Here is a 21,470-nt window from a genome sequence, read left to right as displayed (position 1 = left end):
GGGGCGGACGGGCGCGCGGCCACGCCGGTCATCGGTGCGGCGCTGGCCGTCGGCGCCGGGCCGGGCGCGGGCGCCGCCGGAGCGGGCGCAGCCGGCTGGCCTGCGCTTGCGGCCGGCGCTTCGGACGGTCCCGGCGGACGGCGTCCACCGCCGCCCATGCGCGAGGCGGCACGGGCCGCTTCCAGCGCGGCATTGATGGCGGCGCGGGCCGGGCTCAGGGCCGCGCCGGCGCCGGACGCCTGGGCTGAGGCCGGTGCGGGCCGGGCTTGCGGCGCGGCGGCGGAATCGGCCGGGCGCGCGGCCGTGGCCGCCGGCATGGCGCCATGGTTCGGCGCCGGCGGGCGGGCCGGTGCGGCGGCAGCGGCCGCGGCGGCGGAAGCGGCAGCGGCCGGGCGCGCGGCCTGGGCCTGCGGCAGCGGACGCGCCAGCGCGGCCGGCGCCGGGCTTGCCACCTGCTCGGCTCCGCCCTGTCCCGGGCGGAACGCCAGCATGCGCAGCAGGGTCATCGTGAAGCCGGCGTACTCGTCCGGCGCCAGGCCGATCTCGTTACGGCCGTGCACCGCGATCTGGTAATAGAGCTGCACTTCCTGCGGGTCGAACACGGTCGCCAGGCGCTGGATGTCGGCCAGTTCCGGCAAGTCTTCCGGCACCGCCGTCGGCACGGTCTGGGCGAGGGCGATGCGGTGCAGCAAGGTGCCGAGGTCCTGCAACGCGCCGTTGTACGACAGGCTGCGGCTGGCCATCTCGTCGGCCACCGCCATCAGGTCGGCGCCGTCCTGGCGCGCCAGCGCGTCCAGCAGGCGCACCAGGTAAGACTGGTCGAGCGCACCCAGCATGCCCTGCACGGCGTCCAGCGTCACCGCGCCCGCGGCGTAGGCGATCGCCTGGTCGGTCAGGGACAGCGCGTCGCGCATCGAACCGTGGGCGCCTTGCGCCAGCAGGCGCAGGGCCGGCTGTTCGAAGCTCACGCCTTCCTGTCCGAGGATGTTTTCCAGGTGGCCGACGATATGCCCCGGCGGCATCTGCTTCAGGTTGAACTGCAGGCAGCGCGACAGCACCGTGACCGGGATCTTCTGCGGGTCGGTGGTCGCGAGGATGAATTTCACGTGCTCCGGCGGCTCTTCCAGCGTCTTCAGCATCGCATTGAAGGCGTGGTTGGTGAGCATGTGCACCTCGTCGATCATGTAGACCTTGAAGCGCGCATTGCTCGGTGCATACACCGCCTGTTCCAGCAACTGGGCCATCTCGTCGACGCCGCGGTTCGAGGCCGCGTCCATCTCGACGTAGTCGACGAAGCGGCCGGCGTCGATCGCGCGGCAGGGTTCGCACACCCCGCACGGCTCGGACGTGATCGAGCCCTGCCCGTCCGGGCCGACGCAGTTGAGCGACTTGGCCAGGATGCGCGACAGGGTCGTCTTGCCGACCCCGCGGGTGCCGGTGAACAGGTAGGCGTGGTGCAGGCGTCCGGTGCGCAGCGCATGGGTCAGGGCACGGACGACGTGCTCCTGGCCAACCAGCGTGCCGAAGTTCCTGGGACGGTATTTGCGGGCGAGGACTTGATAGGACATACCGCGATTTTACCGTAGACCGGGCTAGTCGCGGCAACTTCGGGGCAACTAAGCGGCAACATTCGCCGCGCATCCCGGATTCGGACCGCAGAAACAAAAACAGCTGCCGAGGCAGCTGTTTTCATGGAGATCTAGAGGCGAGCCTGATCTGCGGCACTTGCGGTGAACGGCTTTGGCTGCTTCGTTCCCGACCTGACCAGGTAAACCATGCCACAATGCGCAGGGGCCCGCCAGCACGCATTATAACCCACCGCGCCGGTTTTGGGGACGCCGCTTTACCAGGCCGCTCCCGGCCCGCTAGCGCCGGCCCTGCAAGGCCGCCATCGATTCCAGCAGCGCGTGCGCGCCCGGCTCCGACGACGCCGGATTCTGCCCGGTGATCAGGATGCCGTCGGTGAGCACGTACGGCTGCCAGTCCGGTCCCTTGCTGTACTTGCCGCCCTTCCTGACCAGTTCATCCTCGACCAGGAACGGCACCACCTTGGTCAACTGGACCGCCTCCTCCTCGCTGTTCGTAAACCCGGTGACGCGCTTGCCCTTGACCAGCGGCTCGCCATCGATCCCCTTTGCGTGCCGCAATACGCCCGGCGCGTGGCATACCGCCGCCACCGGCTTGCCGGCCGCGACCATCGTTTCGATCAGCCGGATCGAGTCGCGGTCCTCGGCCAGGTCCCACAGCGGGCCATGGCCGCCCGGATAGAACACGGTGTCGAAGTCGTCGGCCGACACACTCGACAGTTTGACGGTATTGGCCAGCGCCTGCTGCGCCGCCGGATCGTTCTTGAAGCGGCGCGTCGCATCGGTCTGCGAATCGGGCTCGTCGCTTTTCGGGTCGAGGGGCGGCTGTCCGCCCTTCGGCGAAGCCAGCGTGAGCGTCGCCCCGGCGTCCTTGAACACATAATAAGGAGCGGCAAACTCTTCCAGCCAGAAGCCGGTTTTCTTCCCGGTGTTGCCGAGCTGGTCGTGCGAGGTCAGTACCATCAGGATATTCATCTTGCCTCCATCTGCGATGCGGTCGAAGGCAAGAGTCTAGCCGGGATCCCGGCGCCGCCACGCACGCCAGAACCCCGGGCCGGCGACGCCGCGGGTGGCCCCTCGCACGCGTGGTGGCTAGATGCCCAGCTGCTGCCAGATATCGTCCACGCGCGCCTTCACTTCCGGCGCCATGACGATCGGCGTGCCCCACTCGCGGTTTGTTTCGCCCGGCCACTTGTTGGTGGCGTCGATGCCCATCTTGCTGCCCAGGCCGCTAATGGGAGAGGCGAAGTCCAGGTAGTCGATCGGGGTGTTGTCGACCAGGACCGTGTCGCGGGTCGGGTCGACGCGGGTCGTAATGGCCCAGATCACTTCCTTCCAGTCGCGCACGTCGACGTCCTCGTCCACCACCACGATGAACTTGGTATACATGAACTGGCGCAGGAAGCTCCAGACCCCGAACATCACGCGCTTGGCGTGTCCGGCGTACTGCTTCTTCATCTGCACCACCGCCATCCGGTAGCTGCAGCCTTCCGGCGGCAGGTAGAAGTCGGTGATCTCGCTGAACTGCTTCTGCAGCAGCGGAATGAAGACCTCGTTCAGCGCCACGCCCAGCACGGCCGGCTCGTCGGGCGGCTTGCCGGTATAGGTCGAGTGGTAGATCGGGTCGCGCCGCATGGTGATGCGGTCGATCGTGAAGACCGGGAACCAGTCCTGCTCATTGTAATAGCCGGTGTGGTCGCCGTACGGGCCTTCCAGCGCATGCTCGAAGCCGGACGGATGCTTCTCGTCCGGATAGATATGCCCTTCCAGCACGATCTCGGCGGAGGCCGGCACCCGCAGCTCGCTGCCGATGGCCTTGGTGAGCACGGTGCGCTGGCCGCGCAGCAGGCCGGCGAACTGGTATTCGGACAGCGTGTCCGGCACCGGCGTCACCGCGCCCAGGATGGTGGCCGGGTCGGCGCCCAGCGCCACCGCGACCGGATACGGCTGGCCCGGGTTGGCGATGCAATGCTCGCGGAAGTCGAGGGCGCCGCCGCGGTGCGCCAGCCAGCGCATGATGACCTTGTTCGGCCCCAGCACCTGCTGGCGGTAGATACCCAGGTTCTGCCGCTTCTTGTGCGGGCCCTTGGTGATCACCAGGCCCCAGGTGATCAGGGGCGCGATGTCGCCCGGCCAGCAATGCTGGATCGGCAGGCGCGCCAGGTCGACGTCCTGGCCCTCCCAGACGATCTCCTGGCAAGCTGCGCCCTTCACTTCCTTCGGCGACATGTCCCAGACCGACTTGACGAGCGAGCCCAGGTTCATGATGTCCTTGAAGCCCTTGGGCGGCTCCGGCTCCTTCAGGCGCGCCAGCACGTGGCCGATCTTCCTGAGCTCGCCGACGTCGTCGGCACCCATGCCCAGCGCCACCCGGCGCGGCGTGCCGAACAGATTGGCGAGAACGGGAACTTTATAGCCTGTCGGGTTCTCAAACAAAAGAGCCGGCCCACCAGCCCGCAAGCTACGGTCGCAGACCTCCGTCATCTCAAGATTCGGCGAAACCGGCACCGAAACACGTTTTAATTCGCCAATATCTTGCAACTTGGCAATAAAATCTCGCAAATCCGAATAGTTCATCTAGTTTTTAATTCTTTTTTACATCTTTTGAGCTTCGCTAACAATCGCCAGCAAGTGGTTGATTTGCCACAGAATTGATGAGCTAGGAAAAGAAATTTAGATTTAAAAGTAATAACGCACGATTGAGCTAGTATTGACTTGATATAAACCAGCTTCTACAATCCGGCTACCAAGTGAGACAGGCCCGTCCAGGACGTGATTTTAGCCGGTCTCATTCTTTCACGGGGTCGGGGCCCCAACGACATTGTAGGAGTGTTTTCACTGGGCGTCTGCCCAACCAACCCCGAGACAGTTGTTAGCCACTGGGCGCCTCCATTGCAGCGCGGCCCAGCTGTAGCAAGCAATGACGGCGTTCCTCGACCGCAGCAAGCGGCGACGGACGGTTTTCTGATGCACGGCATTAGTACCCTGACGAGCAGCGTTTTGGCGCCGCATGGGGACGCTTTTTCCGCGACAAAGGAGAGACGATGATCCATCGCTTCAAAGGTACGAGCGCAAGGCTCGTCCAGCAAATGGCCAGCCAGCCAGTCACGTGGTCTTCCGTGACCAAAGCGGCACGTGGTGTATTGACCACCGCACAACATACGCTGACCGTATTCGGTCTTTCCGCAGTAGCAGTGCTTGCCCTGCTGTACAACCGTCCCGATCTGGCAAAACGGGTGTCGGACTTTTTGAGCCCGCAACAAACTGCCCAGATCGCTGCCGCCCCGGTGCAAGCCCCGGTTGAGCGCAGCGCCCAAGCCGTCGAGATTGCCAACAGCAACGACAAGCCCACGGCCCACGCCACGCGCCAGCAGAAGTATGTGACCGAGTGGCTGTCGCGCCGCTACCGGGTCGCCGGCGACGCCGCCAACATGCTGGTCGCGACCGCCTACAGCACCGCCCACGAGATCAAGCTCGACCCGCTGCTGATCCTGGCGGTGATGGCGATCGAGTCGGGCCTGAATCCGTTCGCGGAAAGCCCGATGGGCGCCCAGGGCCTGATGCAGGTGATGTCCAAGGTCCACAGCGACAAGTTCGAGGAAGTCGGCGGCAAGCAGGCTGCCCTGAATCCGGTCGCCAACATCCGTGTCGGCGCCCAGATCCTGAAGGATTACGTGACCCGTACCGGTTCCGTTGAAGGCGGCCTGAAGACCTATGTCGGCGCCGCCGCGTTCCAGGACGATTCGGGCTACGGCAACAAGGTCCTGGCCGAGTACCGCCGCCTGAAGCAGGTCGCAAGCGGCAAGAACGTGCCGATCTACACCCCGCCGTCGGCCCCGGTGCCGACCGCAACGCTGGCCCAGAAATCCGCGCCGGCGCCGGCCAAGGCCGACAGCGTCGCCGCCGAGGTCGCGCATGGCGCGAGCCAGGCTGGCGAAACGGTCGCCGGCCTCTAAGTACCGATCCCTGGTCGAAGGCCGCCGTCGGCGAGAGCTGCGGCGGCCTTCTTTTTTATTCCTGGCGCTCCGGCAATTCCCGTCGTTTACGCGCCAACACATAAAAAAACCGCCCCGGTCTCCCGGGGCGGCTTCTCACTCATCTATATATATGTAGCGGGCCGATCAGCGTTTCGCGTCCGCCGCCGCCTCGTCCGGACGGAGCCTGCCGGCCAGGCGGTCCAGCACGCCGTTGACGTACTTGTGGCCGTCGATGCCGCCAAAGGACTTGGCCAGCTCGACCGCTTCGTTGATCACGACGCGGTACGGGATCTCGAGCTTGTTCTTCAGTTCCCAGGCGCCCAGCAACAGTACCGCGTGTTCGATCGGCGACAGCTCGGCGATCGGGCGGTCGACGGTCGGGGTCAGGGTGTCGCGCAGCTCGACCGATTGCGCGATCGTGCCGTTCAGCAGCTCGGTGAAGTACTCGCTGTCGGCCTTGTCGAAGCCGTGCGCTGAGCGGATATGCTTGGCGACCGTCGAGGCCGGCTCATTGTTCAGCAGCCATTGGTACAGGCCCTGCAGCGCGAACTCGCGCGCGCGGTGCCGCGGCGTGCGGTTCTTGTTCGGATTGGCGTGCGTGCTATTGTCAGTCATGTTCTTACCTTTGCGTTCGCTTTCGCTCACTCTTCTTCGGCCTGCAACTCTTCGAGGCCGAGCAGGAGGTTGGCCATCTCGACGGCGACGCGGGCCGCGTCCGTGCCCTTCTCGGCCATGCGTGCTTCGGCCTGCTCGTCGTTCTCGGTGGTCAGCACGGCGTTCGCGATCGGCATGCCGTAGTCCAGGCCGATGCGGGTGATGCCGGCGCCGGACTCGTTCGAGACCAGCTCGAAGTGGTAGGTCTCGCCGCGGATCACGGCGCCGAGGGCGACCAGGGCGTCGAACTGCTGGGTCTCGGCCATCTTCTGCAGGGCCAGCGGAATCTCCAGGGCGCCCGGCACGGTCACGTGCAGGATGTCCTCGTCGGCCACGCCCAGGTGCTTCAGCTCCGCCAGGCAAGCCGACAGCAGGCCATGGCCGACGTCGGCATTGAATCGCGCCTGCACGATCCCGATGCGCAGGCCTTCACCCTGCATATTGCTTTCAAAAGTTCCTACCGTCATGGCTGCCTCTTTTTCTGTTGATTCGTAATGTGAATAATGAATGGTATCGCGTTTGGCGAGAACACTACAGCGCCTCAGGACCTCGAAGGTCCGACGCGCAGTAGGTTTATCGAGGTGCCATTACGCTTCGGGCTTGGTCAGATACCCGGTGACTTCCAGATCGAATCCGACCATGGAAGGCATCTTGCGCGGGTTCGCCAGCAGCTTCATCCTGCGCACGCCCACCTGCTTCAGGATCTGGGCGCCGATGCCGTAGGTACGCAGGTCGAGGTTGGCCGCACGGCCCCCCGTGCGCGGTACCGACTTGTCCGCGAACTGGGCGAACAGCTCGTCCGCGGTCTCGCCACAGTTCAGCAGCACGATCACGCCGGAGTCCACGGCCTGGATCGCCTGCATCGATGCCGACAGGTTCCACGAGTGCGAGGTCGCGCGGTTGTCCAGCAGGTCGACGATCGACACCGGCTGGTGCACGCGCACCAGGGCTTCCTTGTCGCCGTCCGGCTCGCCGTGCACCAGGGCCAGGTGGGCCGAGCCGCTCGGCTTGTCGCGGAAGGCGACCAGGCGGAACTCGCCGTGCACCGTCGACAGCTGGCGTTCCGCCACGCGCTCGACCAGCGATTCGGTCTGGCTGCGGTAGTGGATCAGGTCGGCAATGGTGCCGATCTTCAGCTGGTGCTCTTCGGCGAAGGCGAGCAGGTCCGGCAGGCGCGCCATGGTGCCGTCTTCCTTGATGATCTCGCAGATCACCGAGGCCGGGGTCAGGCCCGCCATCTCGGTCAGGTCGCAGCCCGCCTCGGTATGGCCGGCGCGCATCAGCACCCCGCCCTTGACCGCGCGCAGCGGGAAGATGTGGCCCGGCTGCACCAGATCTTCCGGCTTCGCGTTCTTCGCCACCGCCACCTGGATGGTGCGGGCGCGGTCGGCCGCCGAGATGCCGGTGGTGACGCCTTCGGCCGCCTCGATCGAGACCGTGAAGTTGGTGCCGAACGAGGTGCCGTTGCGGGTCGTCATCATCGGCAGTTCGAGGCGGTCACAGATCTCTTCCGACAGGGTCAGGCAGACCAGGCCGCGCGCGTGGCGGATCATGAAGTTGATCGCTTCGGGCGTGACGTGTTCCGCGGCGAGCACCAGGTCGCCCTCGTTCTCGCGGTCTTCCTCGTCGACCAGAATGACCATGCGCCCTGCGCGCAGTTCGTCGACGATTTCCTGAGTGGTGGAGATAGGCATGCGAAGTCCTGTGCTGAAACCCGTTATTTTAATGGATTTGCCAGCCTTTCACCGGCCCGGATCCCGGCAATCGCAAAGCTGGCTGTCGGCTCCTGCCGCAGGGTGCGACGATTGTTGCATATTGACAACGACCCCTGCACCTCGACGGTGCAACTACGGTGTTTAGCAACAACTGTGCGGCTCGGCACGCAAGGTAGAATGGATTTTTATTGCTCAACCGGAGCACCTCCGCATGACCGTCCGCCTCGTCCGCACCACCCTGCTCGCCGCCGCCTTGCTGACTCCCTTGCTGCTGGCAGCCCCGCTGGCCGGCGCCGCGCCGCTCGACCTGAATGCCGCGCTGCCGGTCGCGCCCCAGCTCAAGGTCGGCAAGCTGCCGAACGGCCTCACCTACTACATCCAGAAAAACCGCAAGCCCGAGCACAAGCTGGAGCTGCGCCTGGTGGTGAAGGCCGGCTCGATCCTCGAGGACGACGACCAGCAGGGCCTGGCCCACTTCACCGAGCACATGGCCTTCAACGGCTCGACCCACTTCAAGAAGCACGAACTGGTGTCCTACCTGCAGTCGATCGGCGTGAAGTTCGGTGCCGACCTGAACGCCTACACTTCCTTCGACGAAACCGTTTACGTGCTGCCGGTCCCGGCCGAGCGCGCGCAGGACCTGGACAAGGCCTTCCAGGTGCTGCAGGACTGGGCGCAGGGCCTGACCCTGAACGATGCCGACATCGACAAGGAGCGCGACATCGTGCTCGAGGAGCTGCGGCTCGGCAAAGGCGCGGGCGACCGCATGCAGAAGGTCCTGATGCCGAAGATGTACAACGGTTCGCGCTATGCCGAGCGGCTGCCGATCGGCAAGGAAGACACGCTGCGCAGCTTCAAGCCCGACGCCTTGCGCCGCTACTACCGCGACTGGTACCGTCCCGACCTGATGGCCGTGGTGGCGGTCGGCGACATCGATCCGGCCCAGGCGGAACAGCTCATCAAGCGCCACTTCGCCGGCCTGAAGAACCCGGCGGTGGAGCGTCCGCGCCGCTATGCGCCGATCCCGCCGCGTCTTGATACCGAGGCGCTGGTCGTCACCGACAAGGAAGCGGGACCGGCCTCGGTCCTGATCCGCTACCCGGTGATGCCCTTCAGCGAACGCGCCACCCTCGGCGGTTACCGCGAGCAGCTGGTCGAAGCCCTGTTCGCGGGCATGCTGAACCAGCGCCTGTCCGAACTGTCGCAGCTGCCCGCGCCGCCCTTCATGGGCGCCAGCAGCGCACTGGGACGCCTGACGCCGCGCTACCGCTCGTACAACGCGGCGGCGGCGCTGGGCGAAGGCGGCGCCACCCCCGCGATCGACGCCCTGGTGCAGGAAAACGAACGCGCGCGCCGCTTCGGCTTCGGCAGCGCCGAGCTGGAACGCATGAAGAAGAGCGTGATGCGCACCTACGAGCGTGCCTACAACGAACGCGACAAGACCGATTCCGCGGCCCACGCCGCCGAGTACATCCGCAACTTCCTGGAAGGCGAATCGATCCCGGGCATCGAGAACGAATACCGCTACGTCAGCGAGCTCCTGCCCGGCATCACGCTCGACGAGATCAATGCCTATGCGCGCCGCACCATTCCCGCCGACTCCGGCAAGCTGGTGATCTACACCGGCCCGGCCAAGCAGGACGCCGCGGTGCCGACCGGCGCCCAGCTGCTGGCCGCGGTGTCCGCCGCCGAACGGCGCGACGTCAAGGCGCACGACGAGAAAGCCGTGGCCGCCCACCTGATGGAGCGGCCGCCCGCCCCCGGCAGCATCGTCCTTGAATCCCGCGACGAACGGCTCGGCACCACCAGGCTGACACTGTCGAACGGCGTGAAGGTGATCCTGAAACCGACCGGCTTCCGCAACGACCAGGTGCTGATGAGCGCCGCGCGCTTCGGCGGCCAGAGCCTGTTCGAGACCAAGGATACGTACAACGCCCGCTACGCCGACACCATCGTCGCCGCGATGGGGCTGAAGGACTTTTCGCCGCTGGACATGCGCAAGATCCTGGCCGGCAAGGCGGCCGCCGTCAGCGCCGGCCTGGGCAACAACACCGACGTGGTGGCCGGAACCGCCGGCGCCACCGACATCGAGACCATGCTGCAGATGGTGTGGCTGAAGTTCGCCGGCGTGCGGCGCGACGAGGATCTGTATAAATCCTTCATCGGCAAGCAGATCGAACTGGCCCGCAACCGCGCCAGCCAGCCAAGCGCCCGCTTCGGCGACGTGCTGGTGTCGACCCTGTACGGCGACAACCCGCGTGCCCCGCGCGCCATGCGTCCCGAAGACTTCGCCAGCATCGACCTGGACCGCGCGATCGACATCTACCGCCAGCGCTTTTCCAGCGCGAAGGACTTGACGTTTATTTTCGTCGGTAGCTTCGACGTCGCCGCCATCAAGCCGCTGCTGGCGACCTACCTCGCCAGCCTGCCGACACCCGACATCCCGGTGGCCTACCGCGACCTCGGCGTGCGCCCCGTGAAGGGCGTGGTCAAGAAGGAAGTGAACAGCGGCCTCGACGACAAGAGCACGGTCTCGCTGACCTTCACCGGCGCCGCCGAGGTCGACGAACTGGAAGAGCTGCGCCTGTCTGCCCTGACCGAGGTGATGAACATCCGCATCATCGACGTGCTGCGCGAAAAGCTGGGCCTGATCTACGGCGGCGGCATGGAAGCCTCGATGACGCGCATCCCCTACAGCCACTACACGGTGGGCGTGACCCTGCCGACCGGGCCGGAGAACGTCGACAAGGTCGTGGCCGCGACCTTCGCCGAGATCGAGCGCATGCGCACCCAGGGCCCGGACCAGGCCGACCTCGACAAGGTCAAGACCAACTGGCTGCAAACCTACCGCAAGTCGCTGCAGGAAAACGGCTACTGGCTGGCCGCGCTGCAGACCTCGCTGACCGAGGGCACCGACCCGGCCACCATCCTCACCTTCGACAAGGAAGTGCAGAAGCTGAGCGTGGCGGACCTGAAGAAGGCGGCGCAGCGCTACCTGAAGCCGGACAACTACGTGCAGGTGGTGCTGAATCCGGAAAAGGTGCCGGTGCCGGTGCCGGCGCAGGTGACGGCGGTGGCCTCGGCGCCCAGGTAATCTCGCGCCGTCGCACCGCGCCCGCCGTCGCCCCCGTCAAGGCGGGGACGGGTGATCACGCGAACTAGTGGCTGAAGTGCCCGTACACCGCCAGGCACAGCTCGACGAAGATCAGCAGCAGGATCGCGATCTCGAGCCTGTGCGAACTGTGGTAACGCATCGTTTCGACCAGGGTTTCGGCCGTATGCGACAAGGTCGTCAGCTTGCGGTCCAGGGTGATCGCCCGGTCTTCGAGTTCGTAGTCGCCTTCGAGCCTGGCATATAAGCCCGACAGGCCAGGGTTGTCCCACAGCAGGTCGGGACGATCGAGCACCCCCGCCCTGCCGTTCAGGCGGCTCTCGGCGAGCAACATGCTCCCGACCGCCTTCAGCAGCTCGGACGGTTTTGCGGAAAACCTCCCGTCTTCGGCCAGGTCGCGCGCGAGGGGCTCGCTGCGGTCGAAGTCGCGCGCGGCCTGGCGTTCCTGGAACGAGAGCATCGTCGCCTTGGCCATCACCTCGGCGATCAGTTGCAGGCGCAGCCGATCGGCGTTCTTGATCTTGATGGTTTGCCCCGACGGTCCTTCCTGCTCGTCCGGATCGACGTCGACGACGGTGACTTCGTCGCCGCCGAACTCACCGAAGCCGGACGAATGCGCACCGATCGCTTGCAGCAGGCGCGCCTTTTCGTCCGCCGAGCAGTTGAAGAGCACGATGGCGCCATACCTGAAAATGGCGGCAATACCGCCCTCGCCCAGCTTGACCATGGTCGGCGACTTGGCGATGACCTCGAATCCGGAAATCGCTTTCACGTCGATGCGCTCGGCGACCATGATCGCGTGAGCGCCGAACTGCAACCGGGTGATGACCGGACGCTGATGCGGCAGCTTTTCCGTTTTCAGGTGCAGCCCCTGGCGGCTGCGCGGGCGAGGATTCCAGTGAATCTGCTTTCTCTCTGTCTGGCTATCCATGGTCGTTCATTGGCCTGGTCCAGGCATGTATTCGAAAAGGCGTCATCATAGCGCGAAGACGCCGCCGCCAGCCCGGAGCACGGCCAGGTTTACTGCAGATACTTGTTGAACCACCCTATCTCACGGCTGCGCAGGTCCTTCTGGTGCTCCGGCTTGCGCAGCGCATGCCCTTCCCCTTCATAGATCACCAGCGTGGTCGGCACGCCCATCGCCTTCAGGCCGTGCCAGAACTCCAGCGACTGCGCCGGCGGGCATTCCACGTCGCGCTCGCCCACGTAGACCAGGGTCGGCGTCTTCGCGGCCTTGATCGATTCGATCGGCGAGGCGGCGCGGTAGACGGCCGGGTCGTCGTACATGGTGGCGCCGAAGAACGGGACCATCCACTGGTCGATGCCGTTCTGGCCGTAGTAGCTGATCCAGTTGGCGATGCCGGCGCCGGCCACCGCGGCCTTGAAGCGCTGGCTGTGGGTCACGCCCCACATCGTCATGTAGCCGCCGTAGGAGTGGCCCATCAGGCCCAGGCGCTGGCCATCGACCGGCGCCTGCTTGATGGCGGCGTCGACGCCGGCCAGGATGTCGCGCCAGTCGCCGCCGCCGAAGTCCTTCCTGTTGGCGTTGGTGAAGCTTGAACCTTGTCCGTAGCTGCCACGCGGGTTCGGCATGAACACGAAATAGCCTTCCTTGACCAGGTCGCGCACGAGGGAGTTGCCACCGTCGCCGGCCGAGATGTAGCGCGGGGTGCTTGCCGCGGCCGGGCCACCGTGCACCTGCACGATCATCGGATATTTTTTACCGGCGTCGACGTGGCGCGGGCCGACCAGCCAGCCTTGCACCTTGTAGCCGTCGTTGGTCCAGCTCACGCTCTGCGCCGACACGACCGGGGCAAAGGCCTCGTTGTCGCGGGTGATCGGATTCAGCTCCGGCAGGCGGCCGGCGACGATGCGCGGGGCGTGCTCGAAGTCTTCGTGCACCGAGGCCGCCACCTTGCCGTCAAGGCTGAACACGAAGCGGCCGTCGCGCGAGGCGGAGGCCGTCACCGGGCCGCGCCACAGCACGCGGCTGCTGCGCGCCGCCGGGTCGATCGCCACCACTTCGGCATCGGCACCGGCCAGCACCGACGCCATCAGCTGCTGGCCGCGCCAGGCGATGCCGTTGAAGGTGCCGGCAAAGTCGGGAGTCACGTCGACCGGCTCGCCCCCCTCGATCGGGACCGTGTAGACGTCGCCGCCAACTGAGCCGAAGTCGCTCATCAGGCCGCCGATGAAGGCGACCGTCCTGCCGTCCGGGGACACGTGCGGCATGTTCATCTGCATCTTCGGCGCCGCCAGCACGCGCAGCTTACCGGTAGCAAGCTCGACGTGGCCGAGGGTCGCGATCCACCAGTTGTTGTCGCCGTTGCCCTTGGCGCTGCTGACGACGAAGCCGCGGCCATCGGGCGTCCAGTCGTATTCGTAGACGAAGGTGTCGCTTGGGGACACCAGGCGGAACGCGCCGCCGCTGCTGGAAACCACCGCGATGCGTTGCTCGTCTTCCTGCTCGGCCACGCCGATCTCGCCGATCTGGCGCGCGCCCGCCTCCACCGCGCCGGTCAGCTTCCTGGCGCCGACGGTGGCCAGGAAGGCCAGTTGGCGGCCGTCTGGCGACCAGCGCACGGTGTTCGCCACGCCCTTGATGGTGGCGACCGGGGTCAGCTTCCCGTTGCGCAGCACGTTGACGGTGGCGATGCCGGCCTTGCCGTCGGTGCTGACCAGCGCCATCGCGCTGCCGTCCGGCGACCACACCGGCGCTTCGATGCGGCATTGCGCGCAATCGGACTGTTCGAAGGTCGACACGAGCTTGCCGGTCGCGGTGTCGCGCACCACGATGCGCGGTCCCTGCTTCGCTTCGCCCTCGACGGTTTCCAGAGCGGCGATCCGCTCGCCATTGCCGGAGATTGCCAGCGAGCGGTAGCTGCGCATGCCCTCCGCCGAACTGATGCCGGCCGCGCCCAGCAATGCCACCAGCGCGGCGCCGCGGACCATGGCCGTCCACTGGATTGGTTCTACCTGCTTCATTACCTGTCCCTTTATCGTATTTTATTCTGCGGTAAATACAGGCGGGCGAATGCCTTGCCTACTGATTAATTACCAGCGGGAAGTCTACGACAAATGGCTGAGACGGAGAGAAAATTTGTGCGGCCGCCCTCGCGTGGGGGACGGCCGATGGATGCAGGAAGCGGATCAGGCCTTGGCGGCGGTCAGCATGCGCTCGACGTAGCGCGCGATCAGGTCGATCTCGAGGTTGACCCTGGCGCCGGCATGCAGGTGCTTGAGGGTGGTGACGGCAATCGTGTGCGGGATCAGGTTGATCGAGAAGCGGCAGACTTTGGCGCCGGCAGCAATGAGGTCCTCGACGCTGTTCACGGTCAGCGACACGCCGTTCACCACGATCGAGCCTTTGTAGGCCAGGTACTTGCCCAGTTCCAGCGGCGCGTCGATCACCAGCTTGAAGGATTCGCCGATCGGCTCGAAGCTGTGCACGGTGCCGAGGCCGTCGACGTGGCCGGAGACCAGGTGGCCACCCAGGCGCTCGGCCAGGGTCAGCGCCTTTTCCAGGTTCACTTCGCCCGGCTGGTCCAGGCCCGCGGTGCGGTTCAGGCTCTCGCGCGAGACGTCCACCGCGAACGCGTTGCCGCTCTTCTCGACCACGGTCATGCACGCGCCGTTGATGGCGATCGAGTCGCCCAGCGCGACGTCGTCCAGGCCCAGGCCGCCGGCCTCGATCTGCAGGCGCACGCCCGCGAACGAGCCGCCTTCGAGCGGCTTGACCGATTGGATGCTGCCCACGGCAGCGACGATTCCAGTAAACATACAGGCTTATCCCTTCGCAGTTTCGGTAGATTCTTGTTCGTTCTGTTCGACATGCGCTTCGAAGCGCGCCAGGATGCGCAGGTCGGGGCCGACCTGCTGCACGCCGTGGAAACGCAATGCAAGCTTGTCCCGCAGTTGCGCCAGCGGCGGCAGCGCGAACATGCCCTGCCCCGGTCCGATCAGGCTGGGCGCCAGGTAGACCAGCAGCTCGTCGACGCAGCCTTCGCGCACCAGCGAGGCGTTCAGCTTGCTGCCCGCTTCGACATGCAGCTCGTTGATCTCGCGTTTGCCCAGTTCCAGCATCAGGGCCGGCAGGTCGACCTTGCCGGCGCTGTTCGGCAACATGATGACTTCGTGGCCGGCGGCGCGCAGCAGCGCTTCCTTCCCGGCGTTCGCTTGCGCCGCGACGATCCAGCACGGTTCACCCTGCAGGATGCGGGCACCAACATCGATTTCGAGCCGGCTGTCGACGATCACGCGGCGCGGCTGCAAAGGCGTGTCAATGCCGCGCACGGTGAGCTGCGGATCGTCCGCCTTGACGGTGCCGATGCCGGTCAGGATCGCGCTGGCGCGGGCGCGCCAGGCATGGCCGTCGGCGCGCGCTTGCGGACTGGTGATCCACTGGCTCTCGCCCGATGCCAGCGCCGTCATTCCATCCAGGCTGGCGGCCGTCTTCAGGCGCACCCACGGGCGTCCGTGGCGCATGCGCTTGAAGAAGCCGATATTCAGTTCATAGGCCTCGTCGGCCATCAGGCCCGAGCTGACCGCGATGCCGGCCGCTTCCAGCTGCGCCAGACCGCGCCCGGCCACCAGCGGATTCGGGTCCGTCATCGCCGCCACCACCCGCCCCAGGCCGGCCTGGATCAGCGCGTTCGAGCACGGCGGCGTACGGCCGTAGTGGCTGCAGGGTTCCAGCGTGACGTAGGCGGTGGCGCCGGCAACAATCTTGCCGCGCGCATGAGCGTCGCGCAAGGCCTGGATTTCGGCGTGGGCCTGGCCGGCCGGCTGGGTATGGCCGGCGCCGATCACCTCGCCGTCGCGCACGATCACGCAGCCGATGCGCGGGTTCGGCGCGGTGATGTACATGCCCTTGGCGGCCCATTCCAGGGCCAGGGCCATGCCTTCGGTATCGCTCAATATCTGCACAATGTCGTTGAATTCGCTTGGTTCATGGCGGCGCGGGACCGTCGCAGGACGGGTCGCGCGCCGGGTCGCAGCTGCGGGCCCGGCCCAGCATGTTGATTTTAATACGGCGGACGCCGGCGCCGTGGAACAGCGACAGCGTGCCATAGCGCGCCGCCGCCGGGTTGGTGTCGCGGCAGCTGCGCCCGGCGCCATTGTAGGCGATATAGTAAGGCGGCGCCGGGCTCGTGAAGGAAAAGCCGACCGCCAGGCCCCGCGCCAGCGGACCGTGCTCCGCCAGGATGGTCTCGCCCGCTCCCGGCTGGCGGTCGCCGTCGCGGTCGAGAAACACGGTCCAGCCGCGGCTCCAGTCGGCCCCGCCCGCGCCCTTCGGCAGCAGCATGACGACCTCGCCGCGCGCCAGCGCCTGGGCGCGCGCCAGGCCGATCGCGGCGAACAGGTCGCCGGTGGCGGTCTTCAGCTGCTGGGTACGGACCAGGTCGCGCAAGCTCGGAACGCCCACCGCCAGCAGCACCCCGGCCACCGCCAGCACGACCAGCAGCTCGGCCATCGAAAAGCCGTCCCTTGGCCGTGGCGGCGGCCGCGCTTGCCGGCGGCGCGGACCGCTCATGGCCAGCAGCGGCCCGTGCCCTGCGCCGCGCGCGCGCCGACGCTGTCGAGGGTCAACACGCCGCATTCCGGATCGCGGAAGCGGCCGTCGACCCTGGCGGTACCGGGACGGGCGCGCAGTTCGACGCAACTGGCGATGTCCTGCCCGGGGCAGGCACGTGCGTCCAGCTCGTAGGCGCTGGCGGCTGCCGTCGTTCCCGACCACCAGTGGAAGCCCTGTGCCTGCGCACCGTCCGCACCATCGTCCGCGGACGAGAATTCGGCATAGCTGTTGTGCTGCAGGCGGTAGCGCTCCTGCTGCCGCATCGCTTCGATCAGGGCGATCTGCCCTTCGGTGCGCTTGGTGCGCGCGATATAGCCGGTATAGCCCGGGTAGGCCAGCGCCGCCAGGACCGACACGATGGCCAGCACCACCAGCATTTCGATCAGGGTAAAGCCGCGTCGTGCCTGCATGGTTCCCGTCCCCCTCATGGGCTTGTCGATGTCCTCATTCACTCCACTGCCTCGGCATGCAGCCGCGGCCAGTTGGCGATCTCGCGCCAGCCGATGCGTCCCGCCGGCAGCTGGGCAGGCGGCGTTGCGGCAGCGTTGCCGTCGTTGCCGTTGCCGGCTCCCGGTCCGGTGGCCGGCGGACCGGGAGCGGCCGGCCCGTCGGCGCGGGGCCCTGGATCGTCCGATGGATTGCCGGTGCCGGGCGGCGCCGGCTTCGGCTTGCGATACACGGACTGCAGCACGACCCGGGTCGCGGCATTGCTGCCGAAACCGATCGCCGTGATCCGGTAGAAGCTGCCGAGGGGCTCGCCCGCGCCCGGCGGCGCGATGTGCTCGATGAGGTAGGCCGGCGGCCTCGCCGGCAGCAGGCCCTTGCCCGTGCGAAGGGTCGCACCGGTAAAGTATCCGTAAGGCACCAGGGCCGGGTTGCCGGGCTCGGCCAGGTCGAGCGCCTGCCAGGCCGGCGGCGAGCTCGCGCTGCACAACCCGCGCGCGCTGCCGGCGCGCCCGCAGCCATCGACGAAGCTGGCCGCGCCGGCGGCAGTGAATTGCGCGGCGCGGGCCGGCTCGGTGCCGGCAGCGGCGGCGATGTCGCGCTCGGCGTCGCGCAGGGCCGCTTCGGCCGCCTCGTGGGCAAGGCTGCGCTCGCGTTCGGCGCCGGCCGAAGCGATCGAGGCAAACACCGCGCGGCAGACGGAGGCCGCGACCAGCATCGCCGCCAGCATCAGCACCAGCGCGCAGACCAGGGCCGCGCCGCGCTGGCGCATTGGTCCCGGCAAGATGGCGCCGCAGGGCGCGCGCGCCATCACAAGGCTCCCGCCGGCAGCGCCACGGTGGCCAAAAACAGCCGGCGCTCGCGTCGTTGCAAGCCATCCGGCAAGGCGTCTTCTCGCAGCAGCGTGCCCTGGTCGCCCCGCCCCGCGCCGGCCGCATACGTGGCGCCGAACAATGCAAACTCCCGGTCCGGGCGGTCGTGCCGGGTCGGCCGGGCGCCGTGCAGCAACAGGGCGATGCGCACGCTGACCACCCGCTTCCACCACGTGCGGCGCTTGAACTCCTGCGGCGGCAGGCCGGATCCGAGGGCAGCATCGAGCGCCCGGATCGCATCGGCATTCACGTAGCGGTTGGCGGCGCCGTCGCGCGGGGTGTCGGTGTCCAGGCCGTACAGCAGCTGGAAACTGTCGACGCCCGTGACCACCGCGTCTGCGCTCCAGTTGGCGGCGCCGCGGTACTTGCAGCGCAGCTCGGCCTCGCCATCGCCGTTCTTAGCGACGTAAAAGATGCTCCAGCCCTCTTCGCCCGCACCGACGCCGAAGCCCGCGCAGTTGAGCACGCTGCCGTCGCCACCTGGCCCGCCACCGGCACCGGGAAAGCGCACTGCCAGCACATCGCTGCCGTTCGCCACGGCCGGCAGCGGGGCAGCGATGTCGGCCGTGGCGCTGCCGAGCGAGCGCGCATCCAGCCCCGCCAGCGGCGCCGGCAGGTCCAGCGGCGCCGACAGCTCGAGTTGCAGGGGGTCGGCATGGGCGGCCTGGCGTACCGCGCGGGCGACCAGTTCGACGGCGTAGCGGCCGGCGTCGTCGAGGGCCGCGCTTTCCAGCTGGGCGGCGTAGGCGCCGTTGGCCAGGGCCAGCAGCCGGGCGGCGGCCAGCACGACGGCCAGGCCGATGGCGATCGCCACCATCATCTCGGTCAGGGTCAGGCCGGCCTGGCGCAGGGGCAAGCGGGCGCTCATGGCGTGCCGGCCCCGAGCGTCAGGAACACCATCGGCACCTTGGCTACCGGCACGTCCTGCACGCCCCGCCTGGCGTGCCAGCCCAGCTTGATCGTGACCGGGGCGCCGGGATGATCCGTGCAGCTCCACGGCAGCAGGCCGGCCGGGTCCGGCTGCTGGTCGTCACGGCACACGCGCATGCGTCCGCCGGGAAAGCGCACAGACAGCGCCTCCGCGGTGTCGGCCAGGTCGGCGTTCGCCATCTGCGCCGGGGAACAATCGGCGTCATAGCAGGAAACCGTGGCGGCGGCCTCGCCGGCCTCGGCATCGAACTGGAGATAGGGATTGGCGGCATCGGGCAGCGCCATCGCGGCCGGATTCGCGCGCATGCGCTGCGCCAGCGAGGCGGCCAGCCGCGTGCCGTCGGACAGGCGCGCGGCCTCGCCCGCGGCGCGCACGGCCACTGCCTGCACCGCCGCGGCCCCGGCGACGCCGAGGGCGACGACGAACAGGGCCACCAGCACTTCCGCCAGCGTGAAGCCGGCGCAAGGGCGAAGGGCACGACGGCCGCGCATGCTGCACCTCCAGTCTCGGTTTAGGGAAACCAGACCTTATCAGGCGAGCCGAGGCCAGCCGTGTGACGGCTCAAGCGTACAAAGGGAACTAAATGGGGGCTTATTTTCGCGGCTGGCCGACTTCGGCGATCGCTTCCTGGAACTCGGCCAGGTCCTCGAAGTTCTTGTAGACCGAGGCGAAGCGGATGTAGGCGATCTTGTCGAGACGCTTGAGTTCCTGCATCACGAGTTCGCCGACGTAGACGCTGTCGACTTCGCGGCGGCCGCTGGTGAGCAATTTTTCCTCGATCGAGGCGATGGCGGCATCGATGGCGCCGGCGGCCACGGGACGCTTGCGCAGGGCCAGCATCAGGCTGCCGCGCAGCTTCTTCGATTCGAATTCGGTGCGACTGCCGTTCTTCTTGACGATGATCGGCATCGACAGCTCGACCCGTTCATAGGTCGTGAAACGCTTGTCGCATTGGGCGCAGCGGCGCCGGCGGCGGATGGAGTCCCCTTCCTCGGATACGCGGGTATCGAGGACCTGGGTGTCTTCATGCTGACAGAAGGGGCATTTCATGGTCGCCGGGCTGCTGCGCTATGGACGCGTTAGGCTGCGTAGACCGGATACTTGTCGGTCAATTTCTTCACTTCGGCCTTGACGCGCTCGATGGTCGCGGCGTCATGCGGGTTGTCCAGCACGTCGGCGATCAGATTGCCGACCTTGGTCGCATCCTCTTCCTTGAAGCCGCGGGTGGTGAAGGCCGGGCTGCCGAGGCGGATGCCGGAGGTCACGAACGGTTTTTGCGGGTCGTTCGGGATGCCGTTCTTGTTGCAGGTCATGTGTGCCTGGCCCAGGATCGCTTCCGCTTCCTTGCCGGTCAGGCCCTTCGAACGCAGGTCGACCAGCATGACGTGCGACTCGGTACGGCCGGACACGATGCGCAGGCCGCGTGCGATCAGCGCCTCGGCCAGGGCCTTGGCGTTCCTGACCACCTGCCGCTGGTATTCCTTGAATTCCGGCGACAGCGCTTCCTTGAAGGCGACCGCTTTACCGGCGATCACGTGCATCAGCGGACCGCCCTGGATGCCCGGGAAGATCGCCGAGTTGATGGCCTTCTCGTGCTCGGCCTTCATCAGGATGATGCCGCCGCGCGGGCCGCGCAGGGATTTGTGGGTGGTCGAGGTGACGAAGTCGGCGTGCGGCACCGGGTTCGGGTATTCACCGGCGGCGATCAGGCCGGCATAGTGCGCCATGTCGACCATGAAGTAGGCGCCGATTTCCTTGGCGATGCGGGCGAAGCGCTCGAAGTCGATGCGCAGGGCAAAAGCGGAGGCGCCGGCGATGATCAGCTTCGGCTTGTGCTCGCGGGCCAGGCGCTCCATCTGCTCGTAGTCGATGTCTTCCTGTTCGGTCAGGCCGTAGGAGATGACGTTGAACCATTTACCGGACATGTTCAGCGCCATGCCGTGGGTCAGGTGGCCACCTTCGGCCAGCGACATGCCCATGATGGTGTCGCCCGGCTTGAGCATGGCGAAGAACACGCCCTGGTTGGCCTGCGAGCCCGAGTTCGGCTGCACGTTGGCGGCCTCGGCGCCGAACAGCTGCTTGACGCGGTCGATCGCCAGCTGCTCGGCGATGTCGACGTATTCGCAGCCGCCGTAGTAGCGCTTGCCTGGGTAGCCTTCAGCGTACTTGTTGGTCAGCTGGGAACCCTGCGCCTGCATCACGGCCGGCGAGGTGTAGTTCTCCGATGCGATCAGCTCGATGTGGTCCTGCTGGCGGGTGTTTTCCTTCTGGATCGCATCCCACAGTTCCGGGTCGACGTTGGCGAGCGTGTGATCTTTTGCAAACATGAAAAAACTCCAATCGATAAGAGTACCAGGCAACAGGCAGCGCTGAACTAAGGCGGGAGCCGGACATAGGCAGCCGCGATACGAACCGTACCAGTCGAAGGCTGCCCAGGCGAACGGCAAACGACATCTCACGCTCCACGGTGGATCTCCACCTTCGCCGCCCTCGGGCGGTTTTCGCCAGTTACGTGAGACGTAAATGGAACTCCCGATTGTAAGGGAAGTTACGCTCTGTAAGCAAGGAAGGCGATGGCGGCCTGGCGGGCGCCCGCCAGGGGGC

19 protein-coding genes, 1 other RNA gene and 1 riboswitch are annotated in these 21,470 nt (G+C 66.9%); of the genes, 2 read left to right on the top strand and 18 right to left on the bottom strand.

Going from position 1 to position 21,470, the window contains the following annotated elements; genetic code table 11:
* The 4 genes from dnaX to ubiD form a co-directional block, all read right to left on the bottom strand.
* A partial coding sequence (dnaX, locus tag ACI48D_RS19290) for a DNA polymerase III subunit gamma/tau (RefSeq protein WP_435572865.1) occupies positions 1-1,568 on the bottom strand: 1,568 nt, incomplete at its 3' end.
* Between the two features lie 133 nt (positions 1,569-1,701).
* An RNA gene (gene ffs / locus ACI48D_RS19285) (signal recognition particle sRNA small type) lies at positions 1,702-1,800 on the bottom strand.
* Between the two features lie 65 nt (positions 1,801-1,865).
* Complete coding sequence (locus tag ACI48D_RS19280) at positions 1,866-2,561, bottom strand: type 1 glutamine amidotransferase domain-containing protein (RefSeq protein WP_435572864.1); 696 nt, start codon at positions 2,559-2,561, stop codon at positions 1,866-1,868.
* 117 nt (positions 2,562-2,678) lie between these two features.
* Positions 2,679-4,163, bottom strand: coding sequence for a 4-hydroxy-3-polyprenylbenzoate decarboxylase (gene ubiD / locus ACI48D_RS19275; protein WP_435572863.1), 1,485 nt, complete (start codon positions 4,161-4,163; stop codon positions 2,679-2,681).
* Positions 4,164-4,675: 512 nt separating this feature from the next.
* Here ubiD and ACI48D_RS19270 point away from each other — a divergent pair.
* Complete coding sequence (locus tag ACI48D_RS19270; RefSeq protein WP_435572867.1) at positions 4,676-5,542, top strand: transglycosylase SLT domain-containing protein; 867 nt, start codon at positions 4,676-4,678, stop codon at positions 5,540-5,542.
* Between the two features lie 165 nt (positions 5,543-5,707).
* On the opposite strand, the gene nusB is transcribed toward ACI48D_RS19270, so the two are convergent.
* The 3 genes from nusB to ribBA all read right to left on the bottom strand — a co-directional run bounded on the left by nusB (position 5,708) and on the right by ribBA (position 7,911).
* Positions 5,708-6,178, bottom strand: coding sequence for a transcription antitermination factor NusB (gene nusB / locus ACI48D_RS19265; protein WP_435572862.1), 471 nt, complete (start codon positions 6,176-6,178; stop codon positions 5,708-5,710).
* A gap of 26 nt (positions 6,179-6,204) precedes the next feature.
* Positions 6,205-6,684, bottom strand: a complete 480-nt coding sequence (gene ribH / locus ACI48D_RS19260) for a 6,7-dimethyl-8-ribityllumazine synthase (RefSeq protein WP_435572861.1) — start codon at positions 6,682-6,684, stop codon at positions 6,205-6,207.
* Positions 6,685-6,804: 120 nt separating this feature from the next.
* On the bottom strand, positions 6,805-7,911 hold the full coding sequence (ribBA, locus tag ACI48D_RS19255; RefSeq protein WP_435572860.1) for a bifunctional 3,4-dihydroxy-2-butanone-4-phosphate synthase/GTP cyclohydrolase II: 1,107 nt from the start codon (positions 7,909-7,911) through the stop codon (positions 6,805-6,807).
* 232 nt (positions 7,912-8,143) lie between these two features.
* Between ribBA and ACI48D_RS19250 the strand changes: the two genes are divergently transcribed.
* Positions 8,144-11,026 carry a M16 family metallopeptidase gene (locus ACI48D_RS19250; RefSeq protein WP_435572859.1) on the top strand — a complete coding sequence of 961 codons (2,883 nt, stop codon included), beginning with the start codon at positions 8,144-8,146 and terminating at the stop codon, positions 11,024-11,026.
* Positions 11,027-11,090: 64 nt separating this feature from the next.
* Here the strand turns inward: ACI48D_RS19250 and ACI48D_RS19245 are convergent, their stop codons facing one another.
* The 11 genes from ACI48D_RS19245 to glyA all read right to left on the bottom strand — a co-directional run bounded on the left by ACI48D_RS19245 (position 11,091) and on the right by glyA (position 21,193).
* The gene (locus tag ACI48D_RS19245; RefSeq protein WP_435572858.1) at positions 11,091-11,975 is read right to left on the bottom strand and encodes an RMD1 family protein; all 885 of its coding nucleotides are present in this window, start codon (positions 11,973-11,975) and stop codon (positions 11,091-11,093) included.
* Positions 11,976-12,064: 89 nt separating this feature from the next.
* Entirely contained in the window at positions 12,065-14,029 is a 1,965-nt protein-coding gene (locus ACI48D_RS19240) for a S9 family peptidase (protein ID WP_435572857.1), read from the bottom strand.
* A gap of 165 nt (positions 14,030-14,194) precedes the next feature.
* Entirely contained in the window at positions 14,195-14,824 is a 630-nt protein-coding gene (locus tag ACI48D_RS19235; RefSeq protein WP_435572856.1) for a riboflavin synthase, read from the bottom strand.
* Positions 14,825-14,830: 6 nt separating this feature from the next.
* Positions 14,831-15,943 (bottom strand): bifunctional diaminohydroxyphosphoribosylaminopyrimidine deaminase/5-amino-6-(5-phosphoribosylamino)uracil reductase RibD, encoded by a 1,113-nt coding sequence (gene ribD, locus ACI48D_RS19230; protein WP_435572866.1) that lies wholly within the window; start codon positions 15,941-15,943, stop codon positions 14,831-14,833.
* A gap of 49 nt (positions 15,944-15,992) precedes the next feature.
* Entirely contained in the window at positions 15,993-16,577 is a 585-nt protein-coding gene (locus ACI48D_RS19225; RefSeq protein ID WP_435572855.1) for a GspH/FimT family pseudopilin, read from the bottom strand.
* Complete coding sequence (locus tag ACI48D_RS19220) at positions 16,574-17,029, bottom strand: type IV pilin protein (protein ID WP_435572854.1); 456 nt, start codon at positions 17,027-17,029, stop codon at positions 16,574-16,576. Before ACI48D_RS19220 ends, ACI48D_RS19225 begins: the two co-directional genes overlap by 4 nt.
* Before the next feature lie 38 nt (positions 17,030-17,067).
* Positions 17,068-17,874, bottom strand: a complete 807-nt coding sequence (locus ACI48D_RS19215; protein ID WP_435572853.1) for a pilus assembly PilX family protein — start codon at positions 17,872-17,874, stop codon at positions 17,068-17,070.
* Positions 17,874-18,803, bottom strand: a complete 930-nt coding sequence (locus tag ACI48D_RS19210; RefSeq protein ID WP_435572852.1) for a PilW family protein — start codon at positions 18,801-18,803, stop codon at positions 17,874-17,876. Before ACI48D_RS19210 ends, ACI48D_RS19215 begins: the two co-directional genes overlap by 1 nt.
* Complete coding sequence (gene pilV / locus ACI48D_RS19205; RefSeq protein ID WP_435572851.1) at positions 18,800-19,357, bottom strand: type IV pilus modification protein PilV; 558 nt, start codon at positions 19,355-19,357, stop codon at positions 18,800-18,802. Before pilV ends, ACI48D_RS19210 begins: the two co-directional genes overlap by 4 nt.
* 100 nt (positions 19,358-19,457) lie before the next feature.
* A complete protein-coding gene (nrdR, locus tag ACI48D_RS19200; protein WP_435572850.1) occupies positions 19,458-19,916 on the bottom strand; it encodes a transcriptional regulator NrdR in 459 nt (152 codons plus the stop codon).
* A gap of 29 nt (positions 19,917-19,945) precedes the next feature.
* Entirely contained in the window at positions 19,946-21,193 is a 1,248-nt protein-coding gene (gene glyA / locus ACI48D_RS19195; RefSeq protein ID WP_435572848.1) for a serine hydroxymethyltransferase, read from the bottom strand.
* A 96-nt stretch (positions 21,194-21,289) separates the two neighbouring features.
* A riboswitch (ZMP/ZTP riboswitch) is annotated at positions 21,290-21,388 on the bottom strand.
* Between the last annotated feature and the right edge of the window lie 82 nt (positions 21,389-21,470).

The organism is Massilia sp. LXY-6, assembly GCF_051233485.1.
Taxonomy (GTDB): Bacteria; Pseudomonadota; Gammaproteobacteria; order Burkholderiales; family Burkholderiaceae_D; genus Telluria.
The sequence above is the reverse complement of the archived record's forward strand: the minus strand, read 5'-3'. Positions and strand labels throughout refer to the sequence as shown.

What these genes read in the sequence shown, in the direction of transcription:
- ACI48D_RS19240 (WP_435572857.1), bottom strand. Translation starts at nt 14,029, where the DNA reads ATGAAGCAGGTAGAACCAATCCAGTGGACGGCCATGGTCCGCGGCGCC.
- ribBA (WP_435572860.1), bottom strand. Translation starts at nt 7,911, where the DNA reads ATGCCTATCTCCACCACTCAGGAAATCGTCGACGAACTGCGCGCAGGG.
- ACI48D_RS19215 (WP_435572853.1), bottom strand. Translation starts at nt 17,874, where the DNA reads ATGGCGCGCGCGCCCTGCGGCGCCATCTTGCCGGGACCAATGCGCCAG.
- ACI48D_RS19225 (WP_435572855.1), bottom strand. Translation starts at nt 16,577, where the DNA reads ATGAGCGGTCCGCGCCGCCGGCAAGCGCGGCCGCCGCCACGGCCAAGG.
- nusB (WP_435572862.1), bottom strand. Translation starts at nt 6,178, where the DNA reads ATGACTGACAATAGCACGCACGCCAATCCGAACAAGAACCGCACGCCG.
- ACI48D_RS19250 (WP_435572859.1), top strand. Translation starts at nt 8,144, where the DNA reads ATGACCGTCCGCCTCGTCCGCACCACCCTGCTCGCCGCCGCCTTGCTG.
- ACI48D_RS19220 (WP_435572854.1), bottom strand. Translation starts at nt 17,029, where the DNA reads ATGCAGGCACGACGCGGCTTTACCCTGATCGAAATGCTGGTGGTGCTG.
- nrdR (WP_435572850.1), bottom strand. Translation starts at nt 19,916, where the DNA reads ATGAAATGCCCCTTCTGTCAGCATGAAGACACCCAGGTCCTCGATACC.
- ribD (WP_435572866.1), bottom strand. Translation starts at nt 15,943, where the DNA reads ATGGCCCTGGCCCTGGAATGGGCCGCCAAGGGCATGTACATCACCGCG.
- ACI48D_RS19280 (WP_435572864.1), bottom strand. Translation starts at nt 2,561, where the DNA reads ATGAATATCCTGATGGTACTGACCTCGCACGACCAGCTCGGCAACACC.
- pilV (WP_435572851.1), bottom strand. Translation starts at nt 19,357, where the DNA reads ATGCGCGGCCGTCGTGCCCTTCGCCCTTGCGCCGGCTTCACGCTGGCG.
- glyA (WP_435572848.1), bottom strand. Translation starts at nt 21,193, where the DNA reads ATGTTTGCAAAAGATCACACGCTCGCCAACGTCGACCCGGAACTGTGG.
- ubiD (WP_435572863.1), bottom strand. Translation starts at nt 4,163, where the DNA reads ATGAACTATTCGGATTTGCGAGATTTTATTGCCAAGTTGCAAGATATT.
- ACI48D_RS19270 (WP_435572867.1), top strand. Translation starts at nt 4,676, where the DNA reads ATGGCCAGCCAGCCAGTCACGTGGTCTTCCGTGACCAAAGCGGCACGT.
- ACI48D_RS19235 (WP_435572856.1), bottom strand. Translation starts at nt 14,824, where the DNA reads ATGTTTACTGGAATCGTCGCTGCCGTGGGCAGCATCCAATCGGTCAAG.
- ACI48D_RS19245 (WP_435572858.1), bottom strand. Translation starts at nt 11,975, where the DNA reads ATGGATAGCCAGACAGAGAGAAAGCAGATTCACTGGAATCCTCGCCCG.
- ACI48D_RS19210 (WP_435572852.1), bottom strand. Translation starts at nt 18,803, where the DNA reads ATGAGCGCCCGCTTGCCCCTGCGCCAGGCCGGCCTGACCCTGACCGAG.
- ribH (WP_435572861.1), bottom strand. Translation starts at nt 6,684, where the DNA reads ATGACGGTAGGAACTTTTGAAAGCAATATGCAGGGTGAAGGCCTGCGC.